At 28.5% G+C, this 20,428-nt stretch carries 16 protein-coding genes, 1 pseudogene and 1 other annotated feature; of the genes and pseudogenes, 5 read left to right on the top strand and 12 right to left on the bottom strand.

Annotated elements, in window-relative coordinates; translation table 11 throughout:
• Positions 1–3 precede the first annotated feature (3 nt).
• From B3603_RS08270 to B3603_RS08260, 3 genes are all read right to left on the bottom strand, one after another.
• A complete protein-coding gene (locus B3603_RS08270; protein ID WP_291563157.1) occupies positions 4–1,020 on the bottom strand; it encodes a 3D domain-containing protein in 1,017 nt (338 codons plus the stop codon).
• 432 nt (positions 1,021–1,452) lie between these two features.
• A complete protein-coding gene (locus B3603_RS08265) occupies positions 1,453–2,217 on the bottom strand; it encodes a TatD family hydrolase (RefSeq protein ID WP_291563154.1) in 765 nt (254 codons plus the stop codon).
• A 21-nt stretch (positions 2,218–2,238) separates the two neighbouring features.
• Positions 2,239–3,753 (bottom strand): DUF445 family protein, encoded by a 1,515-nt coding sequence (locus B3603_RS08260; protein WP_291563151.1) that lies wholly within the window; start codon positions 3,751–3,753, stop codon positions 2,239–2,241.
• A 253-nt stretch (positions 3,754–4,006) separates the two neighbouring features.
• Here B3603_RS08260 and gltS point away from each other — a divergent pair, with 253 nt between their 5' ends.
• Positions 4,007–5,191, top strand: coding sequence for a sodium/glutamate symporter (gene gltS / locus B3603_RS08255; protein ID WP_291563148.1), 1,185 nt, complete (start codon positions 4,007–4,009; stop codon positions 5,189–5,191).
• Positions 5,192–5,501: 310 nt separating this feature from the next.
• Complete coding sequence (locus B3603_RS08250) at positions 5,502–6,275, top strand: histidinol phosphate phosphatase (protein WP_291563145.1); 774 nt, start codon at positions 5,502–5,504, stop codon at positions 6,273–6,275.
• A gap of 209 nt (positions 6,276–6,484) precedes the next feature.
• Here B3603_RS08250 and rbr read toward each other — a convergent pair whose 3' ends face one another.
• From rbr to B3603_RS08225, 5 genes are all read right to left on the bottom strand, one after another.
• Positions 6,485–7,072, bottom strand: a complete 588-nt coding sequence (rbr, locus tag B3603_RS08245; RefSeq protein ID WP_039635033.1) for a rubrerythrin — start codon at positions 7,070–7,072, stop codon at positions 6,485–6,487.
• A 518-nt stretch (positions 7,073–7,590) separates the two neighbouring features.
• A complete protein-coding gene (gene metG, locus B3603_RS08240) occupies positions 7,591–9,525 on the bottom strand; it encodes a methionine--tRNA ligase (RefSeq protein WP_291563140.1) in 1,935 nt (644 codons plus the stop codon).
• A 133-nt stretch (positions 9,526–9,658) separates the two neighbouring features.
• Positions 9,659–9,904 (bottom strand) — a binding site (T-box leader).
• Positions 9,905–10,043: 139 nt separating this feature from the next.
• On the bottom strand, positions 10,044–11,666 hold the full coding sequence (locus B3603_RS08235) for a hypothetical protein (RefSeq protein ID WP_291563136.1): 1,623 nt from the start codon (positions 11,664–11,666) through the stop codon (positions 10,044–10,046).
• Between the two features lie 143 nt (positions 11,667–11,809).
• The gene (locus B3603_RS08230) at positions 11,810–13,441 is read right to left on the bottom strand and encodes a hypothetical protein (protein ID WP_291563133.1); all 1,632 of its coding nucleotides are present in this window, start codon (positions 13,439–13,441) and stop codon (positions 11,810–11,812) included.
• 15 nt (positions 13,442–13,456) lie between these two features.
• Complete coding sequence (locus B3603_RS08225; protein WP_291563129.1) at positions 13,457–14,374, bottom strand: ABC transporter permease; 918 nt, start codon at positions 14,372–14,374, stop codon at positions 13,457–13,459.
• A gap of 215 nt (positions 14,375–14,589) precedes the next feature.
• Between B3603_RS08225 and B3603_RS08220 the strand changes: the two are divergent.
• Positions 14,590–15,955 (top strand): annotated as a pseudogene (locus B3603_RS08220) (MATE family efflux transporter).
• Positions 15,956–16,181: 226 nt separating this feature from the next.
• Here B3603_RS08220 and B3603_RS08215 read toward each other — a convergent pair.
• Both B3603_RS08215 and B3603_RS08210 read right to left on the bottom strand, forming a co-directional pair.
• Positions 16,182–16,703, bottom strand: coding sequence for a spore maturation protein (locus B3603_RS08215; protein ID WP_291563405.1), 522 nt, complete (start codon positions 16,701–16,703; stop codon positions 16,182–16,184).
• A gap of 63 nt (positions 16,704–16,766) precedes the next feature.
• The gene (locus B3603_RS08210) at positions 16,767–17,342 is read right to left on the bottom strand and encodes a nucleoside recognition domain-containing protein (protein ID WP_291563125.1); all 576 of its coding nucleotides are present in this window, start codon (positions 17,340–17,342) and stop codon (positions 16,767–16,769) included.
• Between the two features lie 295 nt (positions 17,343–17,637).
• On the opposite strand from B3603_RS08210, the gene B3603_RS08205 reads away from it, so the two are divergent.
• Both B3603_RS08205 and B3603_RS08200 read left to right on the top strand, forming a co-directional pair.
• Complete coding sequence (locus B3603_RS08205; protein ID WP_291563122.1) at positions 17,638–17,826, top strand: H-type small acid-soluble spore protein; 189 nt, start codon at positions 17,638–17,640, stop codon at positions 17,824–17,826.
• Between the two features lie 116 nt (positions 17,827–17,942).
• Positions 17,943–18,128 carry a hypothetical protein gene (locus tag B3603_RS08200; RefSeq protein ID WP_039635019.1) on the top strand — a complete coding sequence of 62 codons (186 nt, stop codon included), beginning with the start codon at positions 17,943–17,945 and terminating at the stop codon, positions 18,126–18,128.
• A gap of 49 nt (positions 18,129–18,177) precedes the next feature.
• On the opposite strand, the gene truA is transcribed toward B3603_RS08200, so the two are convergent.
• Entirely contained in the window at positions 18,178–18,906 is a 729-nt protein-coding gene (gene truA, locus B3603_RS08195) for a tRNA pseudouridine(38-40) synthase TruA (RefSeq protein WP_291563116.1), read from the bottom strand.
• A gap of 41 nt (positions 18,907–18,947) precedes the next feature.
• Positions 18,948–20,195, bottom strand: coding sequence for an MFS transporter (locus tag B3603_RS08190; protein WP_291563112.1), 1,248 nt, complete (start codon positions 20,193–20,195; stop codon positions 18,948–18,950).
• Between the last annotated feature and the right edge of the window lie 233 nt (positions 20,196–20,428).

Here is a 20,428-nt window from a genome sequence, read left to right as displayed (position 1 = left end):
CTCCTATTTAATAATATAAACATTTACTGTTCTTCTACCCCAATTGATCATTTCATTATAAGTATTAAAATATACATCAATTATATTTCCTTTGATAGCTCCTCCAGTGTCTTGTGCTATAGCATATCCATAACCCTCAACATATACTTTTGTTCCGAGAGGAATAATTCTTGGATCTACAGCAATTGTACTGTAGCCATCTGGGTCACGAACACATTCTACCCCTATAGCAGCAACGCCATTGTCATCTCCTCTATCAGCTGTATAAGCCGTAGATGACATAGTTAACATTTCCGTATAATAATCCTCGCCACCACGAGAAGGTCTTAAGACCCCTAATGTTCCTACATCAACTACTTGATTAACAGGTTGCTTTTTAACCTTTTCATTTAAAACTTTACGAGAAATTTCTTTACCATCTTCATACACAACCTCTGTTGTGATTAATTTCTCGCCTTTTTCTCCTTTTTGGACTACATTCTGGGTTCCTTGAGGCAAGTCTTCATTTTTTCTAACTTCTGTTCCAAAATCTAAATGCTTAACCTCATCTTTAACTTTTTTATTTACTCTTGTTATTTGAACTTTCAATCCATTCTGTAGAAGTTTTGACTTCTCAGGTATTATTTTATCAAGCTTACTTAAAGCTATATTCTCTGCTTGTAGCATTTTTTCTACATTATCCTCTGCAGACTTAATCTTTAACACCTTTCCATCAACATTCACTTCAACATCTATAGCTTTATTTATATATATATTGTCTCCATCTTTCACTTCACTGTCTAATGCCACAGATACTTTATCAAATTTACTTACTACAATACCCTCATTTTCTAGTATTGTATCTAAATTATTTGATAATGTTGTAATTTGTACTTCCTGGCCATCAATAACTATTGATATGGTTTTTCTCATGTTTATTATAGTAATAGTTATTCCTAATAATACTAACATTACTATAAATAGTGCCTTCTGCCAAGTTGAAAAATAAGTATTCAACTTCAGTTTTGCATTCATAATCATAAAATTACCTCCCTTAGACAAGAGTACTTCGAAATTATAACCTAAGTTTTGCAATTGTGTCAAATTTCAAGTACCTTTACATTGAATTGATTCTGTAAATACACGTAGTGTTCATACCTACAATGATGTGGTCAGCACTTATAATCGCAGAAAAATCAATCCTTAAGGGTAGATTTGTAGAAGACCATATTAAATATTTTTTGATGATGTTATGATTAAATATATTTAATAAATTATATAAATATTACTTTGAAATAAGATTTGTTCATAATTTATTAACATTTTTACTGCTGCTTTTTTCATGGAAATCATAGAATTATATATATTAAAAACCATTTAACTCCATTAATTCCACTGAATTTCCTTATTCTTTTGTGATTTTTAGGAACTTTTTTCAACAAAATGGATTTTATATATTCGTATTATACCCTATTATTTTATATTAAACAACCTTTTAGTGTTATTTATGGTATTTATTTCCACGGATTCTCTATTTAAATTTTTAATTTCCATTATCTTTTCTATTATATATTCTATATAATCGGATTGATTTCTCTTTCCTCTATAAGGTGCAGGCGCCATATAAGGACAGTCTGTTTCAACAAGTAATCTATCTAAAGGGACTTCTTTAACAACTTCCTTTATTACTTTTGCATTTTTAAATGTAACTACTCCTGTTACACCTATATAGTATCCTAATTTCAAGCACTCTCTTGCAAATTCTACACTGCCTGAAAAGCAGTGGACTACCCCCTTAACTTCAGGATATTCCTTTAGTATATCTAAAGTATCCTTATGTGCCTCTCTATCATGAATAACTACAGGCAAATTTAATTCTTTTGCAAGTTCCATTTGCATTCTAAATGCTTTTTTCTGAACTTCTTTTTCAGGATTTTCTTCCCAATAATAATCCAGTCCTATTTCTCCTATAGCTTTAACTTTAGAATTTTTAGATATTTTTCTAAACTCCTCAATTAATTCTTCATTTACAATGTCCGCATATGAAGGATGTATACCTATAGCAGCATACATAAATTCATATTTATTAGAAAGATCAACAGAAATTTTAACCCCTCTTAAATCTGAACCACAGTTTAAAACCCCTATAACTCCTTTTTCTTGTATATCTCTTATAATATTTTCTCTATCTTTATTAAAAGCTTTATCATCATAATGTGCATGTGAATCAAATATCATTTTTCCTACCTCTCCCTTTGTTTATAATGATGAAAGTAGTGGTGATAATAATCCCATTATCCCGCCTAATAATGCACCTAGCCATGTAATAGCCTTAAGCTCTTTACTTGCAATATCCAATATTAACTTTTCTACGAACATCACATCAAAACTATTTATTTTATCCTCTATAATTCTAGCTATATTAAAGCGCTCAATAAGCTGCGGTGCTTTATTATCTATGAATTTCTTATATAGGTCTATTAATACTTTGGAAAGTTTATTTACTGTTTCCCCATTAGTATTTATTAATAAACTTCTTGATGATTTTTTAACCACGCTATTAAGTCCATATTCAATTATAGTTTTAATTTTGTCCACAAATTCTTCTTTATATACAGTGTTGTCCACAATTTTTATTATCATATTATTAATAACTTCATCATAAGAAAAATCCATATTTTTCAGTACTTCTTCTAAAGTTTCCATACTGCAAAATTTCTCTTCTAATTTATTTAATAAATTTTCTACTATATTACTTTCCTTTAATTGTTCTATGAAAAAATTAGATATAGTTTCAACGGCAGAATCTTTGCCTTCTTTAGATGTATTATTAACTATCTCGCTTAATTTTGTTTCCAAGATTTTGTCTATAATATCGTTTATTACCATTACTATATCAGTAATATTTTGTTCTTGTGAAAGTAATTCTTCTGCTCCATTAACTATTTTTTCATATATGCTATCTGATTTAATAAACATAGCAATCATAGGGCTCATTCCACTTAAAACTTCAGTTATTATATCCTTTATCTTGGCTTCTGTTTTCTCACTCTTTATCCCTGTCTTAATATAAGATGAAATATCATATCTTTTATTATATGTATAGATTTTTAAATTGCTTGTCAATCCTTTGGGTATAATGTCATTTAATGATTTATCGCAATTATCTAAGTCTTTCATCCTATCATTTAATATTTTTTCAATGTTTTTCTTTAACTCATCACTATCTATATAATTTTTACTCTTAACTACTAAATTTCCTTTTGCAGTATTATAAGTATTATTATTTAAAATCTCCCTCGGATTACTTTGAAGTTTATTTTTAATTTCTATAGTTATAGCTTCACAAATTCCTTTTTTAAACTGTGTACTTCTAACATTCTCTAATAAGGATTTAGATAAGCTATCTCTTATTCCATAATAGATTTTATTATAGTTTTCATTTAGTAGCTCTTTTGCTTTATCCCCGATTGTGATATCACTAATCTGTAATTCTTTAAACTTCTCTCCTACATAATTAGAAATTCCTTCATTGATATTATCGTTACAAAGAGCTTCTAATATTGTTTCTTTAGTTAGTAAATGATCTCCTACTGTTTCTCCTACACTTTTTGATATTCTTTCTTTCTCTTTAGGAATAAGACCTGGGGTAAAAGGCATTTTAAAACTACCTATTCTCAATTCCTTATGAGGTCTAAACAACATTTTTATAGCTAACCAATTAGTTAAGTATCCTATTACTGCACCTACCATTGATCCAATAATATACTTCATTTCTTCACTCCCTTTTAATATATAAAATCATAATTCAATATACAAAATATAATAACATAACTCTTAAGATATAGGCACTTAATATGATAAATTTTTTGGATAATTCTAAATAATATATGGTAAGATATGGTTGTTGTCGATATATGTATGATGGATATATGTTAAAAAAATCTATTTGACTAAATTTTAAGTATTATTATATAATTCAAAATATGAAGTTATCTATATAAATAATTACTAGGGGGAAATTATTATGACGTTAAAATTGGACATGATTCAAACTCTAGCCTTAGCAATAGTTGTCTACTACATAGGTAGATGGATAAAAACTAAGGTAACTATTCTAGAAAGATTTTGTATACCTTCACCAGTAGTAGGTGGTCTTATTTTTGCCATCTTAAATTTAATACTTACTGAAAGCAATATAATGACCATCTCTTTAGATTCAACTTTACAAAATCCTTTTATGCTCGCTTTCTTCACTACTATAGGTCTTGGAGCAAGTTTTAAACTTATAAAACAAGGTGGAATTCAAGTTGGATTATTTTTTATTGCAGCTTTATCATTAGTAATATTTCAGGACATACTTGGTGTTTTTCTTTCTAAAGCTATAGGAGTAAGCCCACTATTAGGACTTATATCTGGCTCAATAACAATGACTGGTGGACATGGTACTGGTGCAACTTGGGGGGCATTATTTGAATCTAACTATGGTCTAGCTGGTGCGACAACTACAGCTGCGGCAGCTGCTACTTTTGGACTTATATGTGGTAGCTTAATTGGTGGACCTATTGCTAAAAATTTAATTAATAAAAATAAGCTAAAAAACAATGCTGATGCTTTTGTAGCAACAGATACAGAGATTAAAGAAAAAGTAAATTACGAAGAATTATTTAAAACTACTTCTATTGTCTTTATATCTATGGGTCTTGGAACTATCTTAGAAATGATTTTCACTAAAATAGGTATTACTTTACCTGCATACATTGATGCTATGATTGTAGCAGCGATAATATTAAATACAGGAGAAAGTACAGGAAAATGGAAAATCAACTCAAAATGTGCAGATATTATTGGCAATATAAGTTTAAATGTATTTCTATCAATGGCTCTTATAAATTTACAACTATGGGAATTAAAAAGTACAGCAGGTCCACTACTAATTTTACTCATTGGACAAGCAATATTAATGGCTATATTTGCTTACTTTATAACCTTTAGGCTTATGGGACAAGATTATGATGCAGCTGTTATGGCAGCAGGTCATTGTGGATTTGGAATGGGTGCTACACCAAATGGAGTGGCAAATATGGAGGCTATAACTTCAAAGTATGGAGCTTCACCAAAAGCATTTTTTATACTCCCAGTGGTAGGTGCTTTTCTTGTAGACTTTTCAAATTCATTGGTAATAACTCTCTTTGTAAACCTTTTTAGTTAATTAATTCCAGTATATGCTTATTTTTTAAATTTTTTTAATTTTTCACTTTTTTAAATTTTTGAATGTACTTTGCAAAAGACATGATTTTTATCATGTCTTTTTAACTGAAGATTTAAAATAAGCCATCTAAAAAATATTAAATCAAGGATATTAAATTATTATTGTTTTCAATAAATCTATCACAATTTATCATCTTCTACAATAAATTGCATATTATCTGCATTAAACAAGTTATAGATTAGTAGTACTATATTTTTCTTATACTTTTACTGATATAATGTACTTAATATGCTTTAAGGATGGTGCAAATATGTTTGATACTCATATTCATACTGACTTTTCTAGTGATTCAAAGATGAATATAAAGGATGCTATTAATTCAGCTAAAAATTTAAACTTAGGAATAGTTATAACGGATCATATAGATTTAAATTATCCTGATAAAACAAAATTTAAAGTAGACTTAAAAGAATACTTTAAATGCTATAATTCTTATAGAAGTAATAATATATTAATAGGCATAGAATTAGGAATGGATATGCACTATAAAAAAGAAAATGAACTAATTTCCTGTCATCCCTTTGACCAAATAATAGGTTCTCAACATTCAGTAAATGGAATAGATGCTTTTGATCAGTCATTATATAAAGAAAGAAGTAAAAAAGAAATATTCTCACTTTATTTTGAAGATATGATAAACTCTATAAAAACTCATAACTATATAAATACTTTAGCCCATATAGACTTTATCTCAAGATATTGTCCTTATGAAGATAAAGAGCTATATTATAATGAATATAGTGATCATATAGATGAGATTATAAAATTGTGTTTATCTTATGAAATCTCTTTAGAAATAAACACAAGACGGTTAAATAATTCGCTAAGTACTAAAAATCTTATAGATATTTATAAGAGATATAAGGAACTTGGAGGGAAATATGTAACTATAGGTTCTGATGCTCATATTCCATCGTCTATTGGTTTAAATTTTAAACAAGCTCTACAAGTTTGTGAGTATGTAGGATTATCTCCTATTTATTATAAGGAAAGAAAAGCTGAATACATAAAAAGGTGTGACTAATAATCACACCTTTTCTAAGTTATTTTACATTATTAAAAATATCTATCTCAATTATAAATTTAGGCATCTGAAATAAAATAGCTAGTCAAAAATGCGACGTCTATTTTGTGTCAGACAAGGAAACAAATTTCGCTCATAGTTTAAGCTATGAGTGAGTTCTGTTAACGCAGTATGATGGAAAATAGNNTATTTTTTTGAAGATGCCTTATCTAAGCTTTAGTATCATACATAATTTCGAAATATCCCTGTGGATGTTTGCAAGCAGGACAAACTTTAGGCGCTTCATCCCCTTCATGTATATATCCACAATTTCTACATTTCCAATATTGTTTCTCTTCTCTCTTATATAATCTACCTTCTCTTAACGCATTCATTAAATCTAAATATCTTTGTTCATGAGCTTTTTCAACCTCTATTATATGGTTAAAAGCAAACTCAACTTCAGGATATCCTTCTTCTTTAGCAATTTTAGCAAACTCAGGATATGCTGTACCCCACTCTTCTTTCTCACCTTCTGCTGCATATTCAAGATTTTGTAATGTATTTCCCACTCCTATAGGGTATTCTGCATCAACCTTTATGTGAGCTTTTCCTAATCCTTCTGTTAATAGATTGAAAAAAACCTTAGCATGAGCTCTTTCATTATCTGCTGTTTCTTCAAATATCGCAGCAATATGCATATGTCCTTCTTTACGTGCTATGTTAGCATAATAAGTATACCTATTTCTAGCTTGAGATTCTCCTGCAAAAGCTTTAGCTAAATTATCCGCCGTTCTGCTTCCAACTAAACTTTTCATAAAACAACACTCCTTCAAAATTTCTCATTTCATATTTTTACCTAAAAGCTCAAAATTAATTCATAATGAATTAATTTGGTAATTGAACCTTTATACAATAAGTGTAACAAATAAATATATTTTTTTCTATATTTTCCAAATATTATAAAAACTTTTTTTTCAAAGTACTTCAGCAATTACGTGTTACCCTAAATAATCTACTTTTATACGTCAATAAACTTTTATAAAATAAGAGTTATNNGAGTTATGATATTTGCATGCTGTACTTTTCCGTATTCATAATTTTTTCAAAATAATGACATATTAATATAGTGCAAGATAAAATAATAAGAGCGTAATAATTATTACACTCTTTTTATTTTAAACATCTTAAAAAATAATAAGTTAGCATGTTATCTTGTTTTACATTATGATAAATTGTCAGAGCTTACCCATAGCAACGCTATGAGTGGAACCTAGTGCCTTATCTTATATAAAATAGACTAACATATTCAACTTCTTATTTTCTTTCAGATAACTTATCTTACTATACTACCTGTTGGTAGTTGACCTGGATCTACTGTAAATAACTTGCTATCATCATCAGTTGCTGCACATAATATCATACCTTGAGATAATTCTCCTCTCAAAGTTACTGGTTTTAGATTAGCAACTAATACCACATTTTTACCTATTAGTTCTTCCGGTTTATAGTTCATTGCTATTCCTGATACAACTTGACGAATTTCTCCACCTAAATCTACCTTTAGTTTAAGTAATTTTTTAGCTTTTTTAATAGGTTCACACTCTATAACCTTAACAACTCTTAAATCTATTTTATCAAAGTCATCAATTGTGATTTCTTCTTTTATAGGCTCCATTACTGGTGCTTCAGTTGCTTTTTTAGCTTCTTCAGATATCTTATCTAGTTCAGCTATTTTAGCTTCCACATCTATTCTTGGGAACATCACTTCTCCCTTAGAAACTTTAACTCCTGATTTTGTTCCATTAAATGATGATAAGCTTTCCCATGTTGTTTCTGCAATATTTAATTGGCTATTAATTTTTTCACTTGTACTTGGTAAAAAAGATGATATTAATACAGAAACTATTCTTAATGACTCTACTAAATTATATAAAACTGTTGCAAGTCTTGGCTTTTGCTCTTCATCTTTTCCAAGTATCCATGGAGTTGTTTCATCTATATATTTATTTGTTCTTCTTATTAATGCCCATACATGATCTAAAGCATTAGATATATTTAATTCATCTATAGCCTTCTCAACTAATATAGGAGTTTCAAGAGCTAATGAAATTAATTCTTCATCTACAGCTTCTTTAATATCTGGTGAAGGTATTACTCCATTGAAATATTTTTCTATCATTGTAGCTGTTCTTGAAACTAGATTTCCAAGATCATTAGCTAAATCTGAATTTGTTTTCTTAATAAATATTTCATTATTAAATAAGCCATCTGAACCAAATGGTATTTCATGTAGTAAATAATATCTAACAGCATCTACTCCAAAATGATTAACAAGTACTACTGGATCTACTACATTACCTTTGGATTTAGACATTTTGCCTCCATCAACTAATAACCATCCATGGCCAAATACCTGTTTAGGTAACGGTAATCCTAAAGCCATAAGCATTATAGGCCAGTAAATAGTATGGAATCTTAATATATCCTTACCGATTAAATGAACATCCGCTGGCCAAAATTTATTATAAAGCTCTGTGTCTTCGCTATTATATCCTAATGCAGTTATATAGTTTGAAAGGGCATCAATCCATACATATATAACATGACTTGGATCAAACTCTACTGGAATTCCCCAAGTAAATGAAGTTCTTGATACACAAAGGTCTTGTAACCCTGGCTTTAAAAAGTTATTAACCATTTCATTTTTTCTTGATTCTGGTTGAATAAATTCCGGATGAGCTTCTATATACTCAAGTAATTTATCCGCATACTTAGACATTTTAAAGAAATATGCCTCTTCCTTAGCTTTTTCAACTGGTCTTCCACAGTCTGGGCAGTTTCCATTAGATAATTGTGTTTCTGTCCAGAAAGACTCACAAGGAGTACAATACCATCCCTCATAAGAGCTTTTATAAATATCTCCCTGCTCATGAAGTTGATTAAATATTTTTTGAACTGCTTTTTTATGATAATTCTCAGTAGTTCTTATAAATTTATCATATTTTATATCCATAATATTCCACAGTTCTTTTATCCCTGCTACAATTTCATCAATATATTCTATTGGTGTAACACCTTTTTCCTCCGCTATTCTTTGTAATTTTTGACCATGTTCATCTGTTCCTGTTAAAAACATTACCTCATGACCTGTTAATCTTTTAAATCGTGCTAAAGCATCTGCTGCAACAGTTGTATAAGTATTTCCTATATGAAGATTTGCAGATGGATAATAAATTGGTGTAGTAATATAATATGTTTTTTTGCTCATGCTTTTTCCTCCTGTATTTTAAAATATAAACTTTCACTCTACCTTTTAAGAGATTCAAATTGAAAAAGAAATTAATTATTAATCTCTTTTTATAATTTCATAATAAAAAAGTCTCTATATAGAAATTTTTCCATATAGAGACGTTATATACGTGTTACCACCCTATTTTATACTTATTTCGCAATAAGTACCTCATTAAGTGACTGGCAAAAAGCTTTTATCACCCTGCAATATATCGGTTGCTCCCGTACCTTCCTCACTCTTGCTCAAAAGGTCTGCTCCAAGGCCATATTCATAAAGCTTTATGCTACTAGCTTTCACCTAATCTAGCTCTCTTTAAAACACTTAACTTTATTACTCTTCTTTTCATAGCATTATCTTATTATTACTATTATGATATGATAAAGTAGTTTTTATGTCAATATAATAAAATTTCTAAGTATTTTATTAAAGTAATTCATTTTTTATCTATAGATACTGCTCCAATAAAGATATCTACATTATAGCAAATGTATTTACTATTTTATAAAACTTACATATAACATTAAAGTTACAATACTATCAACAATCAATGCAGATGGAATTCTTAATGCTATAACATTGTGTTCTAAATCTTTTTTATATTTGCCATATCCATATAGAGCACAAAGTAGGCTTATGGTAAACATAAATAAAAAGCCAACAACACTATTATAATAATTAGGTAACAAATTTGCTCTACTAATGTGAAAAGCTTTATTTATAAAATAAAATTTTATAGTAAAAATAATACCATATATCACAAAATACATTATTTTTCTTAGCCTTTTACTCAATCTATATTCTATGAGAGCTACAAGAGATACTATAGACATACCTGGTATGATCCATATAAGTCCCATAGAAACTATATAAACAGCTCCGAAAAACATTCCCTCTAAAGTTTGAATAAATGCACTTATTGCCTCCTCTTTTCTATTTCCAGAATTTTCGTTTATAAACTCTGAATCTTTTGATGTAATATAAAGTTTTGCTTTACCTTCTTCAACAGAATCAATAAAAATTACTGAATCTTTATAATTTACTGGATTTATAGATACTTTTTTACTTCTTGATAATGGTTCTTTAAAGTCTCCTCTATACAAAACTTCACCAGACATATCCTTTTTATCTTTTGATATTTTCATCTTAACTATATCTGTTTGATTTTTTAATTTTTCTGCTGTTCTACTAGTACTAACTAAAAATGTACCTAGCTCTTCACCATAGGTAGCTACAGTACCTATATCAACATCATAATCCGAAGCAATTTTATTTTTATCTGTTCCTATTTTTACTCCAAATGGTCCATAACGACTAGCTTTTTCACTGTTGACAGGAAAATTCAAAAGGTTAAATCCAAATTCCTTACCTTGAAATATATACTCTATTAAAACATAAACATTTTCTTCATCAATTGCCATTGTAGCATTTCTAAATTTTACCTTTGAGATTTCATTTAAATTTCCACCTAGTTTAGGCTCTGTAACTTTACCATCTTCTATCCAAATGTAGTAAAATTCATCTAACTCCATTATATAACCAAGTAGATATTTATTCTTATATTTTGCACTTACCGGTAACCTTATATTATCACCTATATTCACTCTTGAAACTTTATTTATTAAATAATCCCTTATTTCAACATATCCATCATAAAAAACTGCTACTATATTTTCTGAAACTTTTGTTTTATTAATTACATTTTTTATACTTGTTTTGTCTACTAGATTTAAATCATCATCTAACTTTAATATTTCAATAGTGTTTTTATCAGCACCTGTTAATAAGAAGTTTATATAAATATTCTTATTGTCTGTAATAATATCAATATCTCTTGGTTCACTATCAGACGCTATAAATTGAGACTCTTTAATTTTTTTCCCTAATTTATCTATTAGCATTACCTTGATACTATCACTATCTTGATGGGCAACCACATAATTGCCCTTATATTCAATTATATCTGGAAACTCTGTTATGTTTCCTTGTGACAAAAATACTTCCTTACCCCATTTTTCACTTGGTGGCTTTATAGCTTCTTTATAATTTAAACTATAGTGAAAACAAAATATAGCTATAATTATCCCAACTACAATTGTGTAAAATTTTCCCCTCTTCACATATACCCCTCTACTTTCTATAGTTCTAAAGTATACAATTATATATAAATTTCTAATAAAAATTTTTCTTTTATCTTAATATTCAATAGCAATCTTAATTTCTTTATATAAAAGTCATATCCTACAATATAAAGCTTATGTTTTTACATAATAAAACCAACAAATAATATTAAAGTTAAAAGTGAGTCTATTAATATTGGTTTTGAGAAACTTAATACAATTACATTATAATCTAAATTCTCACTATAGCTTTTATATCCATAACTTAAACAAACTAAGCTAATTAATAATGTACATGCTATTCCTACATTTAAGCTAAAAAAAGATGGTATAAGCATCGCTTGGTTAACATAGAATAGTTTATTTATAAAATAAAGCTTTAATAGATAAGCTGAACTATAAGTAAATATAAATAATATCTTTCTTATATTTTTATTAAATTTAAATTCAATTATTGAAATAAGAGAAATTAAAGAAAGAGATGGTATAATCCATAATGAGCCATAAATTACTACATAAGCAACACCAAAAAGTATACTTTCAGAAGTACTCATAAGTGAAGAAATAGCTTCACTTGGTCTACTCCTATTATTAACTAACTTAAATTCTTCATCTTTTGAAGTAATATATACATTGCTTCTATCATCTCCTATAGGTTCACAAAATACTATTGCATTTTTATAGCTAACAGGGTAAATGGAGTTATTCCTACTATTTGATACAGGATTTTTTATAACAGCGCCATATTTATCATCAAAATGTCCACCTATTGAATTTTCATTATCTTCAATAGAAATTTCCACTATATCAGGTTGTTCTTTCATCTTAAAAACCTTTCTTCCACAACTCCCCAGAATCATTCCCTCTTGATTTGGATAATTAGCTAAACTAGTTACATCTACATTAAATTTCCTCATTTCATCTATATTATCACTAAAATTTTCCATTAACCTAAAATCACTTATATAAAGATCATTTTTATCTAATGAAAATTTAAAGTTTTTTACAGTATATTCTGTACTCTTATATACATACTCTACAATTGCATATATATCATTTTCTTTATAAGTAATAGTATTTGAAATGAAAGAAGAATTGGATCCACCCTGTACATCAAATGCAATTTTAGGTTCAGTTGTTTGTCCATTTTTATCTATAAAAAAATACTTATATGCACTTCTATCAGATATATATGTTATTAAATATTTATCTTTATAAGGAATACTTGTAGGCATCTCTGCTTTATTATTTAAATTAATTTTAGAAGAAGAATTTTTAAGAAAATCAATAAATTCTATATGATCATCATAAAAAATACATAATATATTTTCTGATAGATCAAGTTTACTTCTCATCTTATCAATTTGTTTTTCTTCTATTAATTCTAAGTTATCATTTAATTTTAAAATTTTTACTGTATTATAATACATATCTGTTAGCATATAAGTAATATATATATTTTTATTATCAGTAATCACTCCTAAATCTCTAGGTTCTTTCCCATCTGCTTTAAAATTACTTTTCCTTAACACTTTACCTAGCTTGTCTACTGTTATTACTTTTATATCATCTCCGTTCTGATGAATAACAATATAATTATCATTATACCCAGTTAAAGCAGGATATTGCTTAATATCTCCTTTAGATATTAATACTTCCTTTGCCCATACTTCTGAAGGTGGTTTAATTGCTTCCCTATAGTTTAGATAATAATGAAATGCAAATATACATACAAATATTAATATAACTGCAGTATAGAAACTCTTTCTTTTCATACTTTATCCCCCCTATCACAATATGGATTCTTGAGGATTTAATGCATCTCTTAAAACATCCCCTATAACATTAAAACAAATTATAGTTATGGTCATAATAGAAGCTGGAATAAATACTTGATATGGATAAAACATAAGTGAAAACCCTGTATTATACATAAGTGATCCCCAACTTAATAGAGGATATCTCATACCAAATCCAACGTAACTTAATAATCCTTCTAGTATAATTACGTTAGGAATTTCCATAGTTATAGTAACTATTGCTACGCTAATTACATTTCTAATTAAATGATTACAGATAATTCTAGAAGTACTAGCGCCTAATGCTTTTGCAGCTAAAACATATTCCTGTTCCTTTATTTGTAATAGCTGTCCTCTAATCACCCTTGCAACATTTCCCCATCCATTAATTGTCATAGCAAGAATCAAACTTAAAGGCCCAGGTCCTAAAATAAGATACATTAGCGTTATTATTACTATAAGTGGCACACTGGTTACTATTTCTAGTATTCTCATTATTATGTCGTCAATAATACCACCATAAAAGCTGCAAATACCTCCATAAACTATTCCTATAGATAAGTTTAAAAATGCTATAATAAAACTAATACCTAATGAACTTCTAGCTCCCTGCCATACACCTGCAAAAATATCTCTTCCTTCATCAGTAGTACCAAAATAATGAATACTATTTGGCCTTAAATTTTTCTCTTTAACAGGTTCGAAGTAATCAAATTTTGTAAAAAGCGGAGAAAAAATGGTCATTAAAATTACAGCTAATAAAATAATTGTAGCTAAAATTGCAAATTTATTTTTAAAAAATTTTATTTTTACACTTTGCCAATAACTTAAATTCCTCTCCCCCATTATTTCTTTTTCTTTAATCTTACAACCAACAACCTCAAAATCTTTCTTTTTTAATTCTTTCATAAACTCTCCCCCTAAAGTTTAAAATACCCGCCTCTTTAAAATATGTTATACCATATTCTACATATTTTTTAATAAATATAGAATTAATTTACTAATTATTAATAATATTCATAATAATAACAAAAATATTGTTATTTTGTCATTTGTTATTAACAGTATAATTTGCTTCTGATATAATTAAATAACGTTGATATTTAAAGGGGGGAGGTAATTATATGTTAAACAAAAAAGAAGTTAAAAGTGTACTTACCATTGCACTGCCTGCCGTTGGAGAAATGGTTTTGTACATGATGGTTTGGGTTTTAGATACTCTTATGATTGGACAATATGGAGGACAAATAGCCGTTAGTACTGTTGGTATTTCTGGAGAAATATTATATACCTTTGCTAATATTTTTATAGCTATGGGTGTATCTGTTGCCATAACCTCTATTGTAGCAAGACGTTATGGCGCTAAAGAATATGATACTGCTGAGGAATATGCTACTATTGGGTTTGTAGTAGGTACTATAATTAGCATAATTTGTACTGTTATAATTTTTATTTTTTCTAAACAACTCTTAACTGCTGCCGGTTGTGAACCTGAGGTCTTAGAAATTGCTATGAGATATATAAGAATTGTTTGTTTTGGAATTGTATTTAATATGATAACTAGCCTTTACTCAGCAATACAAAGAGCTTATGGAAATACAAAAATTCCTCTTATAACATCCTTCATAGTAATATTAATAAACATGACTTTAGACTATATACTAATTTTTGGTAAGTTTGGTGCTCCTGAATTAGGAGTTACTGGTGCTGCATTAGCAACTATAACTGCTCAAATTTGTGGATTTTTATTTTCTACATACTATACCTTTAAAAAGTCTAAGATTAAAATTAAATTTAAATATTTAAAATCCTTAACTATAGAAAAGACTAAAACCTTATTTAAGTTGTCTATACCTGCATCACTTCAAGAAGGTGCTTTTAGTATTAGTAGGTTATTTACAACTTTTATGATAATGAGGCTAGGAACTGTTGCTTTCTCTGCTAATACAATAACCTCAACTCTAGAATCACTATCTTATATGCCTGGCTGGGGATTTGCTGTAGCATGTACGACAATTGTTGGAAATAAATATGGCGAAAAAGATTACAAAGGTGCCATGAAATACGCTTATAACTGTGCAATTTTAGGATTAATTTCAATGATTTGTACAGCTTCGTTGTTTATAATTATGCCTAAATTTTTGATTGGTCTATTTATAAATAGTAGTGAAGCTGAAGTTATTTCCTTAGGTGCTAAATGCTTAATGATAGCAGCACTTCAACAACCTAGTATGGCAATTTCCATGATATATGGAGGCGCTCTAAAAGGAATAGGTAATACAAAAATACCATTTAAGGTATCTCTNNTGGTGTATTAGATTACCATTAGTATTTTACTTCATTTATATAACTCAAAGCTCAGTAACATACTTTTGGTGGATTTGTGTAATTCAATGGATAGTTGATGCTGTACTAATTTATATTGCTTATAAAAGAAAATTTAATAGCCTAATAAAAGAATATCCTATTGAATCAACGCAGAATATTTGATAAAAATTTATAGACACACCTAATCAACTTAAATCCTTTTAAGTTATATGAAATAGAGTAATCCTTCAAGGCTGTGAGCTAATTGTCATAATACAAAACAGATTTTTTAGGATGTCTAAATCAGTGCACCTCTAAAATATTTAGAGGTGCTTATTTAATTTATTTTGATCTTATAATAATATATCAACTTATAAAACTAAGGACTAATAATTAAGAATGAACGATTTTAGTATATTATAAACTTTGCTACATTTACTGCTATAAGTACTGCACATATATCTACTAATACTGCCACCCATAATGTATGTCTTATCTTTTTAATTTGTACTGCTCCATAATAAACTGCTAAAGTATAAAATATTGTTTCTGTAGACCCCATAATTATAGAAGCACAAGTACCTATAAAGCTATCTGGCCCATACTCTTTTACGATATCTGTAAAAATTCCTATAGCTCCGCTTCCTGATAGAGGTTTCATTAAAACTAAAGGTACGACCTCCGGTGGTACTCCTACTACATCTACTGCAGGCTTTATTAATGAAATTAAAAAATTCATAGCTCCTGATGCTCTAAATACATTAATAGCTAAAAGCATTGCTAAAAGATAGGGAAATATTCTAACGCAAATTCCTATTCCATCTTTTGCACCTTCTATGAAACACTCATATACTTTAACCTTTTTAGAAATTCCATAGGTTGTAATTAAAATTATTATTATAGGAATAATAGCTTTTATTATATATTGAATTAAGACTCTCACATCCATAGTACTCTCCTTATTTTAATTGATAACTAGAATTGATTCTACTTTTTAAAAATGCTTTTGTAATAATTTACAAAGAACTATCCCTATTATAGATGCACAAAATGTTGTAGTAAAAGCAGCCAAAATTATTGCTCCAGGATTTTGAGAGTTTGCTGCTGCTCTTATAGATATCACTGTTGTAGGAATAAACTGAATACAAGCGGCATTTAAAATTAGGAATAATACCATGTCATTGGTGGCTCTACCTTTCTCCACATTTAGTCTGTCCATCTCCTCCATAGCTTTTATACCAAAAGGTGTAGCAGCATTTCCAAGCCCAAACATATTAGCAGTAAGATTCATAGCTATAGCTCCCATTACTTTTTCATCTTTACCTGCATCTCTAAATATTAGTTTTAATATAGGAGTCAATACTCTAGAAAGTTTTGAGGTTAGTCCACTTTTCTCTGCTATTTTCATAACTCCACACCACAGACACATCATTCCAACAAGTCCAATTACTAAGTCTACTGTTGAAGAAGTAGTTGATACTATTGCTTTAGAAACTATCTCTCCATCTCCATTTAATATGCCGAATCCTATACCTATAGCTAGTATAAGAAACCATATTACATTTATCATGCAAATTCCCTCCATAAAATTAATTTTTCTAATCTATAATGCAACATTTAGTCATATAACCTGCACACTTTTATTAATAGATTAATAATATATATGAAGAATGGAACTATAAAATTTCACTTTGTACAAACTTTTATAATATGTAAAAAGTTAATGTAAATTATACTATTGTGAACTTTAGTACGAAGCATCCACAATTTTTTTATTTTTAAATATTAATTTTTATTTAAAATTCTAAACATATCCGTTGTTTAAGTTATAAATGAAACTTTAAATTTATAGGAGGAATTCATAGATGGATACTAGTAGGCTTTTAGAAATTCAAGAATCTAATGAAAATATCCCTGTATATTTTAATAACCATATAGTTTGGATAAATCATATAAATACTAAGCAAGAAATAGCTAAAATTATAGATTTAGATATATTAGAAACTTATGTAGTTCCTATTCGTAAATTATCTGAAGAAAATAATATTTTATAGTATATAAATTATTAATTAAACTTATTTTTAACTTGAAATTAATGCTATCCAATGCTAACATTTTATTAAGAAATAATTCGTAAAAAACAAGAAGATTAATTTAAAAGGAGATTTTTATGAAGGAAAACAATTTACAACTAGCTCAAAAAGATATCGATGAGGCGCTATATACTATTGAAAAACTAGAAAAAAGTATAAAAGAAGATGCTCTTTCAGAAGATTTTGTTAAGAAAAACTTTTTAGAACTAACTAGAAAAATGCAAGAAATTGAAAACCTATTAAAAGAAGAAGGAATATTATAATAAAAAGTCGTGATTTTTTAATCACGACTTTTAAAATTATCCCCTTTTTTTAGTTATTATATATAACTTCTTTTAAGTAAAGTCCTTTAGCTTGTGCAATAGGACCTGCTTCTTCTCTTTTCTTTTTATCTAATATAGTTTCAACCTCATCTACTGATATTTTTCCAGTTCCTACTTCTAAAAGAGTTCCTGTTATAATTCTTACCATATTCCATAAGAATCCATCTCCATTAAGTTCTATCTCTATTAAATCTTCATTCTTGTTTATATTAATATAATTTATAGTTCTCACTGTAGACTTTTTCTTTGGCTTTAGTGTAGTAAAACTTTGAAAATCATGAGTTCCAACTAATATTTTACTTGCCTTTATCATATCTTCTAGATTTAATTTTTCATCTATATGGTAAACATACTTTCTATTAAAAACATTTCTAAATCTACCATTATTTATCCTATAAATATAAGTTTTAGCTTTAGCATTATATCTAGCATGAAATCTTTCTTCTACTTCTTCTATCTCTTTAACTACTATATCTTCAGGTAAAAATTCATAAAGATAATCAATCATCATTTCTTTGCTTAACATACAATTAGTATGAAAATTTGCTATGTAATTTTCCGCATGTACTCCTCCATCAGTTCTTCCGCAACCAATAACCTCTATTTTTTCATTAGTCATTTTAGAAAGTACTGTTTCTATTTTTCCTTGTATAGTATTATCATTATCACCAAGCCTTTGCCATCCTTTATATCTACTNNTTAAAAAGTTAATTCTCAAACAACCCCTTTATGCTAGATCTCTACATATTCTTATGTAATTCAAAAAAAATTTGCTTTTTTAGAACTTAATGTTATCTTTGCAACCAATGCCATAATCAAGGTAAATGCTCCAGCAATTAAAACAGTTATGTAAACCCTATCATTAAAGCTGTCCAGCAATGCACCGTAAATAATTTGACCTAATGGAGTTGCGCATGTAGCTGCTGCAAAAAGAATTGCCATAACCTTACCAAGTAATTCGTTGGGCGTTTCTTTTTGTATGATTGTGGTAATGAAAATTGATGCAATTGTTGTTGCGAAAAGTATTAGCATAGCTGATACTGTGAAAATGATAAAAGGTATCCAAAATCCCAAATTTGATCCAAATAGGCTAACTGACAATGCCATTGGAATGAATAAAAGTCCACAAGCAACAAACCACAAATACAGATTATCTATTCTTAGTTTTTTACCAATAACTCCAATTCCTATGGCTGCTAAAATCGTACTAAATGATATTGCACCTTGTGTTACACCAAATAATGTACTATCAGCACCCATTACAACCTTCACAATATAAGGGACACCTACTAAAATCATTGGAGATAAAAATAAGTTTATCCCAGCAGCAATGAACATGATTTTTAAGACAAAACGGTTTTTATTCAATATATAGCCTAAACCTTCTTTAATATCTACAAAAATTGCCGTTACAATATGTCCACTATATGACTTCTTTATAAAGGGTATTTGTATGAATATTTCCATTACCGCTGACAGGAAAAATGCACTACAGCTAACAATTACAATGGCTTCAAGCCCTATAAGTCCATATAATAAACCGCCTAAAATTGGACCGATGATTCCCGTTAGTGCACTTACACCGGATACAATTCCATTTGCCTTTATCAGGTTATCTTCGTCAGCCAATACTGGAATTGAGGCTTGAACAGCAGGTTGATACATAGTGCTTATAACAGATAGTAACGTCATTATCACACCTATGAAAAATACCGAATTATTCCCATAGAATAAAGACAGCATTAAAGCTAAAACAATGGCGCTACTTAAAAAATCAAAAATTACCATTAGGTTTCGGCGATTGAATCGATCAGCGATAGCGCCACCGATTGGTGAAAATATGATAATTGGTATAGTCGAAATAGCTAGGATTGTAGCAAAAATTTCTGCTTTACCTGTTAAATCAAGTATATATAGAGATAAAGAGAACTTTAATATTGACGCTCCAAAAAGTGATATAATCTGCCCTAAAATCATTAATTTAAAATTTCTATTAAATATTTTCATTTTTGACCCTTTCCCCCCCATAAATTTGATAGAATTACTGCTACACCAAAACAAATTAGTAGCTCAATTTTCCTAAACGTACCAAATAAAATAAGGAAAAATCCCACTATGGTACTTACAATTGAACCGAGCAATATTATAGATGGACTCGGCAAATCTATTGATACATGAAAAAAGCGGTTTAATTGATTCACAAATTTATCCATATACTAATCCTATCGAATATCATGCAA

Source organism: Clostridium sp. UBA2485, assembly GCF_002341865.1.
Lineage (GTDB): Bacteria > Bacillota > Clostridia > Clostridiales > Clostridiaceae > Clostridium_J.
Note: the sequence above shows the minus strand (reverse complement) of the source record. Positions and strands in the feature narration are given on the sequence as shown.

Excerpts from the sequence above, each read along its gene's own strand:
- B3603_RS08270 (WP_291563157.1), bottom strand. The coding sequence starts at position 1,020 with ATGATTATGAATGCAAAACTGAAGTTGAATACTTATTTTTCAACTTGG.
- B3603_RS08265 (WP_291563154.1), bottom strand. The coding sequence starts at position 2,217 with ATGATATTTGATTCACATGCACATTATGATGATAAAGCTTTTAATAAA.
- B3603_RS08260 (WP_291563151.1), bottom strand. The coding sequence starts at position 3,753 with ATGAAGTATATTATTGGATCAATGGTAGGTGCAGTAATAGGATACTTA.
- gltS (WP_291563148.1), top strand. The coding sequence starts at position 4,007 with ATGACGTTAAAATTGGACATGATTCAAACTCTAGCCTTAGCAATAGTT.
- B3603_RS08250 (WP_291563145.1), top strand. The coding sequence starts at position 5,502 with ATGTTTGATACTCATATTCATACTGACTTTTCTAGTGATTCAAAGATG.
- rbr (WP_039635033.1), bottom strand. The coding sequence starts at position 7,072 with ATGAAAAGTTTAGTTGGAAGCAGAACGGCGGATAATTTAGCTAAAGCT.
- metG (WP_291563140.1), bottom strand. The coding sequence starts at position 9,525 with ATGAGCAAAAAAACATATTATATTACTACACCAATTTATTATCCATCT.
- B3603_RS08230 (WP_291563133.1), bottom strand. The coding sequence starts at position 13,441 with ATGAAAAGAAAGAGTTTCTATACTGCAGTTATATTAATATTTGTATGT.
- B3603_RS08225 (WP_291563129.1), bottom strand. The coding sequence starts at position 14,374 with ATGAAAGAATTAAAAAAGAAAGATTTTGAGGTTGTTGGTTGTAAGATT.
- B3603_RS08210 (WP_291563125.1), bottom strand. The coding sequence starts at position 17,342 with ATGATAAATGTAATATGGTTTCTTATACTAGCTATAGGTATAGGATTC.
- B3603_RS08205 (WP_291563122.1), top strand. The coding sequence starts at position 17,638 with ATGGATACTAGTAGGCTTTTAGAAATTCAAGAATCTAATGAAAATATC.
- B3603_RS08200 (WP_039635019.1), top strand. The coding sequence starts at position 17,943 with ATGAAGGAAAACAATTTACAACTAGCTCAAAAAGATATCGATGAGGCG.
- B3603_RS08190 (WP_291563112.1), bottom strand. The coding sequence starts at position 20,195 with ATGAAAATATTTAATAGAAATTTTAAATTAATGATTTTAGGGCAGATT.